Genomic DNA, 12821 nt, shown 5'->3' on the forward strand with positions numbered 1-12821 from the left:
ACATTAACCTTTTGCACTGAACAACTATTTAACAATTGAGCGTAAGATATTGTTTAACATTTGAGGAAATAAACTTATATGATTTTTTTTTCTTATGCAAACTTATCAATATTTTTTATTGTACAAGTGTAAATTTTAAACTTATTCCAAAATTACTGTTGGTTGTTGGATAAGATGAGGCTGAAATCAACGGTTTATTTAAAATCCTGTCATAGAATGCCCTTAGGGTGAGCGCACGGCTCAAAGTATAGTCGGCTGATATCTTTAATGTAAAAACTGTAACCCCACTGGTAGCTTGGGTAAAATATTCTTCTATTTTTCTCAACAAGGCTTCTGATGATTTATAAGATACCTCTGTCTTTATATTCAGGTCGTTGTTGAAATTCTTAGGCGTTCTGGATGTTAATCCTATTACCCTATTAAATTCATTGATACGGTAACCGAATCCCAATATAAATTCTTTTTCGAGATATTCGATGATCTGATAAGACGACATGTTCAGCGTAAGTGTACGACCACTATTGTACTGAGCGTTGATATTCATGTTGTTATTCAGTATCCCTTCGGCTCCTATCAGCGGTCTGAACAATTCCGTAATACCTACTGATGATATATTGTATGGAGATGATGGGATAGGGTTACCTCCGAGTACATCACGTATATACCCCAAGTCATCGCCTCCGCCTATGGCTTGTTGCCAGCCAGAGAATGAGCTGTAACTTCCTACCTGATAAAAACAGCTGTAGGAATGACTCAACCTCAACGATCTGAACTTAGATTTAATAAGAGGTATATTGCTTAATCCATCGTAGGTTATGTTCCAGTTTGGGAGTATAGACCATATAGATGGGAATGCCGACATGGAAATATTATTTACATCACGCCCTGTATAAGCTGCTATAAAAGCAGGAATAAGTACGTCTCCCGAGTTTGGGTTGACCGTTGCGGCATTTCCGCTTGCTAAACCATCGGGTAAGGTTACATTATTGTACTGTTTTTGTAGCCTGTTTTTAACTATTTCCTTATAAGCTAAGAATTTGTCGAATGTATCGGATTGATAGTCATTTTTTGAGTTGCTGCCTCTAAGAGTTGTTTTTAGAGCAATAGTAGTCATAGAGAAGTTTCCGCCCAGTGTGCGTGGCATCCCTTTCGACATATATTGAATTTCGGTTCTCTTATTATTTTCGTAATTGGCATTAAGCTCTATTTTGAGGTTCTTGATAGGTTCTATCTGAGCTCTTAGTTCCAACTTTTCGGCACTATTATATACCGCAGGCGAGATATTCATAGTGTCCATCACCAACCAATCTCTACTCAACGATTTGTTGATGAACTTTTCTCCTCCTTCGAGACCGAATGCAAAACCCAGCCCCGGAACAAGCCCGTACTCATTTGTATCTTTCTGTCCAAACATATCTCCAATAGTTGGGATAAATCCGGAAAGATGTGTTTCTCTTCGTTTCGAGTAATTAATATTCAGAGTTCGTAATGACATTAAACCTCTGGCGGAATAGTCTATTATATCAGTAAGTAGCTGCGAGCTACTCGGATCATTGATCTTACTCTCGACGCTGATCAGGATATTTGCAGAGTCTTTATTCGTTATTAATATTGTATTTGTATCTGTCTTTTTGAATTTTACAGAATACGGTTTACCGTCTAGCTTTGCTGATACCTGTATATTTTTTGTATTCAGTCCGTGCCTTAGAGTGTATGTTGTATCTTTTCGCAATGTAATATCCTGAGTAAAGCGCCTTCTTTCAGGCTGTCTCTTTTCTTGCTGTCTTTGAGTTGGAGACTGTCTTCTCCTCGAATCGAATCGATCGTTTACTTTTTTGAGGAATCCCCATTTATTGTATAGAGAAACCATGTCGATGCGATTGGTAAAGTCTAGGGTTACATTATTACTTATCGTATTTCCTACCTCTATTCCTTCTACTTGTGCTCCTCGGTCCCATTGATAGCCACTTGTGTAGCTGGCATTGGATGTCAGCCAGTCGGTAGCCGGAATGTTCTTGAATGGCAATTGATAAGTTACTCTAGCTATCTGGCGATAGGATAGGGGGCTGCCTAAGTTTCTGATACTGTGCATGACGGAATCTTTCCAGATTTCATAGTCGTTCCTGTTCAGTTTCTTATTTACCTGTAAGTATGGTTCTTCTATTTCGGCTCTGGTTCCCGATTGGAATGAGAATTTCAGATTTTTTGTAAAATCCCAATTGATATTAAAATCTCTGTCCCACAAGAAAGACTGACTCCACGACAAGAACTCATTATTATTACTTCCGCCCAATGAGTAACTTTCTATGTCACGTAAAAGCGTCTCGCTATAATAACGGGTAATCCTTGAATTGAGGGCAATATTACTTGGCAGGTAGTTGAACCCGAGCGATTTGGCATACTTAGCCGCGCCGGATTTACTTTTTGTATTCTTGAAAGGCTCCCACGTTTTTACTATCGGGCTATAATTATATCCAAAAGTCAGGTTGTAATTTTTAGTAACATCGTAGACTGTACTTGGATTTTTAATCTCAGTCTGATTAAATGAATATCCGATATTGAAATTGGCCGGATCGTAAGGCATTGGTGTCTTACTTTGTATATTCACTTTTATATTGTTGAGGCTTATACTCTTTGTGGTAGACTTTTCTTGAGCAAGACTTTTTATCGAGTCTTTTTCGGCTTTAGTTTCTACCAAGCTGAATGATTCTTTCAACGTTACATCCTGATCGAACGGATCGTATTTAGGCGTTGTCGTCTGATTCGAGTATGAATAATACAGCGGCAAACTAACCTTTGCCTTTTCGGGTAAAAACCTTCCCAAATCTATGTTTGCGGCTATGCTGTATGTATGATAGTCATCTTGTCGTCTTTCCATCAGGCTTTGATCCAGAGCACCGAATCCGGCCGTTTCCTTCCGTCCCGAAACACTTATGTTTCCCAGATCCGAAAGAGCAACATTAAGGCTACCCTGAGCCGCCCATCCTCCTTCTTCGTCGAAATCGGTCAGGCGAAGCTCGTTGATCCACACTTCACCCGATTTGGTTAGTCTGGAATTGTTGCGGACACCGATCATGATTACGTAAACATCAGATAAAGACGGATTACCCATTACACTTACTTTATTGTTTGGCTTATCAGGGTCATACTCATGGTATAGGGTTGTATAAGAAACCGTTGAGCCCGACTTTCTTTTTTCTCTGTTTCTGTTCAGTTTTATATTTTTCAGTAACTCGAGAGGGAAATCAAACATATTATCTTTAGGCCATACCACAGCCCTGTCTCCGTTTCCATAATTACCTTCGGGTGTTATTGTTAAAGGTATTTCATATTCATAGTAATTGTTCTTGTAGTCAGAACCTAAACGCATAAATACAGATATGTCTCCATTTGCCAACTCAGTTCTATTTATAAGATTTTCGGCATGTGTAAATAATTGTATGCGCTTATAGCGTCTCAGGTCGTAAGATGTATTCTTGTATATGGCTCGTGCATCTTCCGGATCGAGATTTGTCACGCGCATCGATAGCGATTGCTCATTTTCTTTGGTCAATTGTGTTTGGTCAGGATCTAAGGATCTGCTTAACCCCGGAGGCAATACATAATTTACGGGTTTTCTTTCAGAGTTTTCTTCGATATTTACTGTCGAAATATCAATAGATCCATTTCCCATCTTAGCCCCACTTGTTAAGTCCTGATCGTAAACACGCCAATCACCTCTTACAAGCTGTAAGGTTCCGAATCGCAGCACTGTTTGTTGTTCAAAGTCAGTCAGAAACATTCTCATGAAACGGATGCTTTTGAAATCGTTGATATTTCCAATTCGTTTTCCTTGGCGAATTGGAATTTTGAACTGATACCATCTTACCTTTTCTTCTTTTCCGTTTCGGAGCGGGACAGTAACCTCTCGTTCGTCTACAATATAGTTGCGACCGACATTCATGCTATCCGGCTTCAGTGATACCCGATATTGGTAATACGATTCATTTTCATTCAGCGTGTAATCCTGATCTATATCTTCTACATCGGGAACTCCACGTGCTGCGGTAGAATACCTTTCGCCACTCTGATCTGTAGGTTTCGAATTTCCTTCCGTACCGTTATAGTATTTGTAGCGGTCGAGTATCCCTTTTCGCTCGCGGTCGTAGTCTGAGCCACGATAGAAATGGTATAAGTCTCTCGAAGGAGTATTGAGTGGAGAGAAAGGATCGTTTACCATTTCATCAAGCGTGCTTTGAGGTAACTTTGTTCTCAGATTGTCTAAGAAATCCTTATATACGCCGTATGTTTTTTCTTCCTCTTGATTCAATCCATTTAGCCCGACATCCTGTTTTTCGCGGGCAATAGCTCCCAAATTATCATCGAATGCATATACTGTAGATTGGCGCGTAGGTACTTTTCCCCACACAGTTTTTGTATATGCTGTAGGATCATCATTGACTGGTAGTCCGTTTTCGTAAAACTTTTTCCCATCTTTCAAAACATCTTCCGATATTTCTCCCAGATTGAAATAAAGGTCTCCTCCTTTGTGCGAGCTTGAAAAATCTTTTACAAATGGATCCATTAGCCAGAATTCAATATATTCGATATTTGATGCTTCGAAGTCACGCACATCCATTTTACGTGTAATGCCCGCCCAGCGATCTCGTGGATTTAATAATTTCCCATCCGAATCTATTTTTTCTCCATCCAGATTGTAAGGTCCCCTTTCGTTAGGGTAGTACGATAAGTTTAATGTTGGTATTGTTGCCGATTCTGTTTGTCTGATATCCCGGTTCGGATATATTTCGGTGACACCAATTTCCCTGACATAGTGATCTGATAAAGAGTCACTATTTATATAACTTGGTGTAAGCGACGACCCTTTGCGTGTAAATAGCGGATCGATGGTAAACCAAGATAACATGGCTCTGTTTTTTGCATATTGGATACTATCCGAAGGTTTATTCCCTGATATAGTAGGAGGATAAACATATTTAGGTAGTTCCTTCGGTGTTGACGCAAGATTCCATGCATAAGGGCTTTTGAGTTCGATGCGTGATTGCGATGACTCAAAATCATCGAGATAAGAGAATCCTCCCGTATCTTTATTTTGGTAATGTCCCGGTATCATGTGCGCAAACTCACCCATAAAACTGATTTGAGAAGGCTGTGTTGCATTCACAAACGGTATCTTGTCAATCAGGTTGGTGAGCCACATCGACTCGGTTTTATATGACGTATTCAATCCCCATAAGGTATTATTGACAGATTCTTCGCCAATAACTGTTTTAGTGGTAAGGGGTTTTTCGTATAGATGCATAATTGTACCGCCGATGTTGAAATTCTTTGAGATATCGTAGCTCAGATTCAGCCCCATCATTGTTTTTCGCTGCATACCTAACGATCGTTCCTCTAACGAAGCCTGTATATTGGCATCGGAATCTATCAGGTTCTGATTTATGATAGTGACTATACCTGATGTGTAGTCAACTATATAGTCTGTTCCTTCGGTGAGGAGCATACCATTGGCTGTAAGTTTAACTGATCCTTGTGGTATGTTTGTCGACATCAGGTCAATTTCAGCTTTACTGTTCGATGATCCTCTGAATGAACCGTATATCTTGAATTTGTTTTTTTCTGCGATTTGTCTGGCTACGGTCAATGTCGAGTCATATAATTGCTGGTAAACATACTTTTCTGCAATAATAGGACTGCCTATTTTATTCGCCAGATGCTTTCCGAATGGTTCAACCACAGGGAATATAATTCGTCCGTTCTGAGACTGGACGGTATATCCTTCAAGATAGTCGAAAATACCATCGCCTTTTGTTCCGTCTTTTTGGGTAACTTCTTTATTCTGAGAGTTCAATCTGTCTAGGTTCATCACCTTTATCAGAAGTTGATTTTTAATGTTTCCCTCAGGCAGATAGTTTATGTATGTACCTAAAGTGTCTGATTGATAGGCTATGTTTAATCTAAAACGGTCTTGTTGTATATTGCTTGCGCCAAGGGAATAAATGTTTTTCATCATCAAATCCCATGTATATGAACGTGGAGACAGAGAGATGGGCTTTAATAACTTTACAAACAAAGCACCTGATTTGGGGTTGCTTGATTCATAATTGGCAGATATATCCGTTGATAGTTCTCCTACTTGATATGTAGTTCCATTTACTGTATACTGGTAAGCTACTGCAAGTACTTCGTCAGCTTGTAGTGCAGAGTTTAGAGATAAGTACCCTAGTTGAGCGTTGTATGTATATTCCGAAGAACTAAGCATTCGCGCACTTTCTATTTTCTCATAATCGAGTCCGCTTTCTATATAACCATTAAACTCGCTGGTTACTTGCGAAATATCCCTTGCCCTGGTATGTGCTGTGGCCATCGTACCATATAGGTTATTAGCTGCATTATATGGTGTCTTTACAGAGCCTGTCCCTATCCATTTTGGATTTTTAATATTGTCACGCTCTGCAATATCGGCAAAGGCAACAATATTTCTCGACTGCATAAAGTCGCTTCTCCTATTCGTAACCCACACTTCTATTTTAGTGATTGATACAGGTGAGTTGATATAAGGGATTTTACTCATCGCATTATCGTAATTATCACGGAAATAGTATCCCAAGAAGAAGTGTCTGTTTTCGTCGTATTGATCAGCCTTAAAAGAGAATTCGGTTGTTTGTATTCCTCCCTTTGTATTCACTGTCTGCGACTGAGACTCCTGTTGAGAGATAACTGTATTTATCCGTAGTTTTCCGAACTGAAGTTCTGCGTTGATACCGAATAAGGCCGTTCCTCCGTTGATGAGCGAGTTTGTTGTACTCATGCTTACGTTTCCGGCCTCTATCTTCTTTATTATTTCGTCTTCTTTTCCATCGTACCCCAATTTCAGCTTTTTAGAGTCGAAATCAAATAAGGCTTTGGTGTCATAATTCATGCCGAAGTTGATCTTATCACCAACTGAGGCTGTAACGTTCATCTGGATATCTTCTTTGAACTGAAAGGTAGTGTGACTTCGGTTGCGTTCCGAGAGGGTAGGGTTGTCTGTACTACTTCGCTTAAAGCCCATTGTAGTTTCAACATATCCTTGAGTTCTCACCTTTACTCCACCGGGTCCAAAAAGCCGCTCTGCCGGACCTAAGTTTAGTTTTATGTCTTTCAGAGAAAACTCATCTTTTTCATCCTTCTTGTCGTATGCTTCTGCATTTTTAGATCTGAAATATCTACTCATGGATTGTTTGAGGGTGTAATCCATATACTCGTCAGAACTTAAAGAAAAAGGAGTGGATATTTCTTGGTCTCCGATTTTTGTACGGAAAATATACAGTCCGCTGGCAGGGTCATATTCTACAGACTTCTTTAGGTTGTCGGGGTCTTTGAGGTCTGCCGGAGGATTGACGTTGAGGTCTTTATAAGTTTCTATCTGTGTTTTCTTTACCGGAAAGAGAGGTACAGTATCATTTGTTTCTAGCAAAGAGCTTTCTTTTTGGGCAATATCGATTTCCTTTTTTCCGTAAATACCGGAAAATAAACTGATCGAGCTTACTAAAAGCGTGATAAAAAACAAATATTTTGTAAGTTTCTTCTTCAATCCGACAAGGTAAATATAAATAGAGTGAATGATCAGAGCATTTTTAGTGCCGTCTTTATTATTTGCTCAACAGTATTGTCCGGTTTGTCTTTCAATATTTTGGATACTGCTTTTTGCGAAGCCTGCTGAGGAAAACCTAACATTACCAGTGCTGCGATGGCTTCTTCTCCCGCCTGACTTGTTTTTGCAAACATCTCTACAGACTCAATTCCACTGACCTTGATTTTATCTTTCAGGTCAACAATTACACGTTGGGCGGTCTTAGTGCCTATACCCTTCACGGTTTTTAGTATATCCGAATTGCCGGAGGCTATTACGTTTGTTAATTCCTGCACAGTCATCGACGATAGAATCATACGACCCGTGCTTGCTCCTATGCCCGAGACACTTATCAATAAGATGAATAGTTCACGTTCTTGTTTTTCGGAGAAACCATATAGCTGGTAGGCGTCTTCTCTTATTGCCTCATATATGTATAATTTGGCACTCTTTTGTCCTGAGATACTGGTATATGTATTTAAGCTTATGTTAATAAAATAACCTATACCATGTGTTTCGAGTGTAGCGGAAGTAGGGGTCAGTTCAGCAATATCCCCTTTTATATAATCTATCATAATCGGTTCGTAAATTTTACTAATTTATAACGTGTAAATATTAAAAAAAGTATATTTCAAGACGATTTAGAGGTTGTTTAACTTTCGTTTTATGTAGCATACGTATGATAAATTAAGGATATTTGCTATCAAATCCAAATTCTTATATCACGCCTCTTTGCGTATGCCATTAAATAATAATCTAAAAATGAAAAATCAAATACTCTATCTTTCTTGTTCGTGTTTGCCATTCAGGCTTCTTATTTAATGGGCAAAGGTAAGATTTTTGTGTTACTTTTTGTACCTTTGTATGTTTCCATTGAATTATTTAATTTAAAACTATAACGATAAATAGAGTCCTAAATCAAGCAAATCATTTATGTATCGGTAAAGTTGATAATGGAAGTTAAATAAAGAGATAATTGATAACCTCAAATATTTGAATTATATGAAAAAAAAGTGTTTTTTCGTTTTATTATTAACAATAGCTATGACTACAATTCAAGCTCAAAACCCGTTTTTCTCGGCGTATAAAACGCCTTACGATACCCCGACGTTCAATAAAATCAAGAACGAGCATTACGAACCTGCTATAGAAAAAGGAATAGCAGAGCATCAGGCTGAAATAAACAAGATCGTAATGATCAGGGCCGTTCCTACTTTCGAGAATACAATCGTTCCTTTGGAAGAGTCCGGAAAGCTGTTAAGTAGAGTAACATCAGTGTTCTTTAATCTACTCAGCTCCGAGAGCAATGATGAGATGATGGAAATAGCACAGCGTATTCAACCAAAACTTTCGGAACATTCCAATTCTATAACATTGAATGAAGGTTTGTTTCAAAAAGTGAAGGCTGTTTATGATAAACGTCTGGAATCGAACCTTACACCCGAGCAAATCCGTTTGGTAGAAAAGACATACCGTGGCTTTGAAAATAGCGGGGCAACACTCGTAGGAAAAGATAGAGATACATATAAAGAGCTTTCTACAAAGCTGAGCCAATTGACTTTAGATTTTGGACAGAATTCTTTGAAAGAAAGTAATAAATTTGAGATGCTTCTGACAGATGAGGCTGATTTGGCAGGATTGCCTCAGATGGTGAAAGATGCTGCGGCAGCTAAAGCAAAGGCTAAAGGAAAAGAAGGGTATATGTTTGACCTTTCTGCGCCTAGCTATATTGCATTTATGAAATATTCTACTCGCCGTGACCTTCGTCAGAAACTATATATGGCATACAATACAAAATGTGTAGCCGGTGGAGAGTTCGACAATCAGGAGAATGTAAAAGAAATAGCTAAAACCAGAATGCAAATAGCGAATCTTTTGGGCTATCCGGATTATGCTACTTATACATTACGGAACAAGATGGCAAAAGATAAGGAGCATGTTTACGGCTTGTTGGATGACTTATTTAGCGCTTATGCACAGGCGGCTCGTGAAGATGTGAAGATGGTAGAAGGCTTTGCTGTAGGAATGGAAGGAAAAGCAATAGACCTGCAACCTTGGGACTGGTCTTTCTATTCAGAAAAACTTAAAGATGCTAAATATAGTGTAAGCGATGAATTGGTACGTCCTTACTTTGAATTGGAAAATGTAAAGAAAGGTGTTTTTGGCCTGGCTACAGATCTGTATGGAATCACATTTAAAAAGAATACTAAAATACAGGTTTATCATCCCGAAGTAGAAGCATTTGATGTGTTAGACGAAAATGGTAATTTTTTGGCTGTTCTGTATACAGACTTTCATCCACGTGAAGGAAAACGCCAAGGAGCATGGATGTCTGAGTTTAAAGGGCAGTATGTAGAAAAAGGAAAAGACTCTCGTCCGTTTGTTACTATTGTGATGAACTTTACACGTCCAACAGAGACTGAGCCTGCTTTGCTTACTTTCGACGAGGTAGAAACATTCCTTCATGAGTTTGGACATGCCTTGCATGGTATGCTAACTAAATGTACTTACGAAACACTCTCAGGTACAAATGTTTTACATGATTTTGTAGAGCTGCCTTCTCAGATAATGGAAAACTGGTTAACAGAAAAGGAATATCTAGATAAGTTTGCTGTTCATTACAAAACAGGAGAAAAAATACCTGCTGATCTTGTAAAGAAACTTGTAGATGCCGCCAATTATAATGCAGGATATCTCTGCTATCGTCAATTATCATTCGGATACCTTGATATGGCATGGCATACTTTAGAGCAACCATATACAGGTGATGTGATCTCATTTGAGCGTAAGGCAATGGACAAAACAGCCTTGTTGCCAGTAGTAGAAGGCACTAATATGTCTACATCATTCAGCCATATATTTGCCGGAGGATATGCTGCCGGATATTATGGTTATAAATGGGCGGAGGTATTGGATGCAGATGCTTTTGCATTGTTCAAACAAACGGGTATTTTCAACAAAGATACAGCTCGTTCGTTCCGTGAAAACATTTTAGAGAAAGGGAATACCGAAGAACCAATGACTTTGTATGTTAAATTCAGAGGGCAAGAACCTACTGTAAATGCATTGCTGGAAAGAAACGGTATAAAGAAATAAAGTCGGAGAAAATATTATAAAAAGAGTCGTCGGGGTTTTCCGATGACTCTTTTTTTATGGAAGGGTTAAATCTTATTGCATCAATAAAAAAGGAGTTGTCATCGAAAGAGACAACTCCAATTATAGACTTAATGTATTACAAACTTTCTGAGTTTTTTATTTAAGTAGTTTTATTTTAACCTTAATGTGTTAATCGATATGCTTTATTCAATATTTTGCTGTTTAATAATGTTTTATGTTTAAAGCTTCCAGTAAATAAGGCTGGTGCGTATAGCACTGGTTGAACTTAATCCCTGTCTTAATGTCCAGTTCGATAAATCCGGTCTAAGCATACTGATAATAACCTTATCTCCTGCATCAAATGTTCCTCCTAGTGTTACGCTATAACTATAATCTTGTTGGTTAGTTGGTAGCCCTAAAACTACTACGTCGATTTCAGCGGCATCTATAAGGGTAGATTTGTCGTTTTTTTGAAGATATATATAGAATGGTAAACGATTCTGAGTGGTTGTTCCAATTCGGCCGTAAAGTCGTAGAGAGAACGCGTAGCTTCCCGATTCATTTATTGTGATATCGCCGAATGGAAGTTGGTTGGCCTGAGCATGGTCTCCATTTACACTATTATAGGTTGTGCTGATAGTAATATCGCTGGTTAAGTTTTTTAGGTTTATGCCTATCATGCCGTCACCGATTTTTATATTACTACAAGTCTGACCTAAAAAGTCGATAGAAGGTATGGTTGCTGCTGTTGGAGATGATGCTATCGGTGTCCCAAATATTCGGTACATAACTTCTCCTCCTCCGTAGGCAAGTTTACCTCCAATTCGTTCTATCGATAGTCCATTATCTATTGATGTTGCGGCAGTTCCTGAGTATGATCCTCCATTTCCTCCTAAATAAGGTACTTTTAGTATTCCTTCGAAAGGAACATTTGCCGTATAGGTATTAGGTGTCATTTGAGAACTACTGCATATTAAGGATGTGATTTGAGGTTGTATAACCGGACTGTCGTCTATTTTTCTCCATTCTGTCCCTGTCCAGATATGTACTCCAATAACAAAGTCGCCGGTATTTGTTAAATTAAATACTGTCATTCCTACATGTTTCTTCTTTAACTCTGCTTTGTTGTTTGTGTATTCAGTTTGTTCAGAGCTTGTAGAGGTATTCCAATACATAGGGTATAACTCATTTTTGTTTGTAAGTAGTACACGAGGCAGAACTACACCTTTGTCTGATGTTTGGTTTTGACTTTTGGCCGCAAACTCCTTTAGGTCTAAAATAGAACCTCCCTCCGGTGAGACGTTCGAACCTATTGTTACTTGTCCCGTAGCATTACTTGTGATCATAAAGCAAGCAAAGGTCATACATAGGTAAGCGAAACTTTTTGCTTTCCTTGTTTTTGTCTTTTCCTTTAATCCGTTAAGGTGAATTAAAAAGTAATTAAGTAAATTGTTTGTTGTCATAAATGTAAAAGTTAATTGTTTGTGTATTTAAGTCTGAAATTCCTGACATTTCAATATAATAATATGTTTGTGTGTATGGTGTGCCCAAAATGCTTTGTGCAAACAAATTACAAAATAGATAAAAGAGTAATATTTTATTATCTATTAGTGTTAAAGACTATAGTTTGATTTTCTCTGGGTATTAATTTTGTAAAATTTCCTTATATCGAACGGTTTAAATTTTGTTTTATAAAGTTTGTTATGTTAAATGAGTTCGTGTCAAAGTTTGTTTGCAAATGTAATGTTTATTTTTTATAAATACAATATTCAATTTTAATAAAAGAATATTGATTGTTGTTGAACAAGTCTTCCATCTTTTTTGGAAAGGGATTTTGTTATTGTGCTGAATGAGAGAGAATCATCACTTAAAGAGGAAGTATTCCAAGTTTGGATATATGATATAATAAAAAAAGAAACTGTTTATTTAACAGTTTCTTTTCCAGGGTGGAAGACGGGGCTTGAACCCGCGACCTTCGGAACCACAATCCGACGCTCTAACCAACTGAGCTACAACCACCGTTTTGCAATTGCGGTGCAAATATATGCATTTTTCTTGTATTAGCAAGGGGTATGATGAAAAATCTTAATCTTTTTTATTTAGACTCTTC

At 38.1% G+C, this 12821-nt stretch carries 4 protein-coding genes and 1 tRNA gene; 1 reads left to right on the plus strand and 4 read right to left on the minus strand.

The annotated features are described in order from the left end of the window. Positions 1-115 precede the first annotated feature (115 nt). Positions 116-7576: a T9SS outer membrane translocon Sov/SprA gene (sov, locus tag QOX35_RS05780; RefSeq protein WP_283686136.1), complete on the minus strand. Its 7461-nt coding sequence runs from the start codon at positions 7574-7576 to the stop codon at positions 116-118. Between the two features lie 32 nt (positions 7577-7608). After that, positions 7609-8190 carry a Holliday junction branch migration protein RuvA gene (gene ruvA, locus QOX35_RS05785; protein WP_283686137.1) on the minus strand — a complete coding sequence of 194 codons (582 nt, stop codon included), beginning with the start codon at positions 8188-8190 and terminating at the stop codon, positions 7609-7611. A 427-nt stretch (positions 8191-8617) separates the two neighbouring features. On the opposite strand from ruvA, the gene QOX35_RS05790 reads away from it, so the two are divergent. Next, on the plus strand, positions 8618-10711 hold the full coding sequence (locus tag QOX35_RS05790) for a M3 family metallopeptidase (protein WP_283686138.1): 2094 nt from the start codon (positions 8618-8620) through the stop codon (positions 10709-10711). A 239-nt stretch (positions 10712-10950) separates the two neighbouring features. On the opposite strand, the gene QOX35_RS05795 is transcribed toward QOX35_RS05790, so the two are convergent. Both QOX35_RS05795 and QOX35_RS05800 read right to left on the minus strand, forming a co-directional pair. Further along, positions 10951-12174 (minus strand): phage tail-like protein, encoded by a 1224-nt coding sequence (locus tag QOX35_RS05795; RefSeq protein WP_283686139.1) that lies wholly within the window; start codon positions 12172-12174, stop codon positions 10951-10953. 481 nt (positions 12175-12655) lie between these two features. Beyond that, positions 12656-12731, minus strand: a tRNA-His gene (locus tag QOX35_RS05800). Positions 12732-12821: the final 90 nt, after the last annotated feature.

It is taken from the genome of Dysgonomonas sp. Marseille-Q5470 (genome assembly GCF_951230145.1).
GTDB lineage: Bacteria > Bacteroidota > Bacteroidia > Bacteroidales > Dysgonomonadaceae > Dysgonomonas.

Excerpts from the sequence above, each read along its gene's own strand:
- QOX35_RS05795 (WP_283686139.1), bottom strand. The coding sequence starts at position 12,174 with ATGACAACAAACAATTTACTTAATTACTTTTTAATTCACCTTAACGGA.
- QOX35_RS05790 (WP_283686138.1), top strand. The coding sequence starts at position 8,618 with ATGAAAAAAAAGTGTTTTTTCGTTTTATTATTAACAATAGCTATGACT.
- ruvA (WP_283686137.1), bottom strand. The coding sequence starts at position 8,190 with ATGATAGATTATATAAAAGGGGATATTGCTGAACTGACCCCTACTTCC.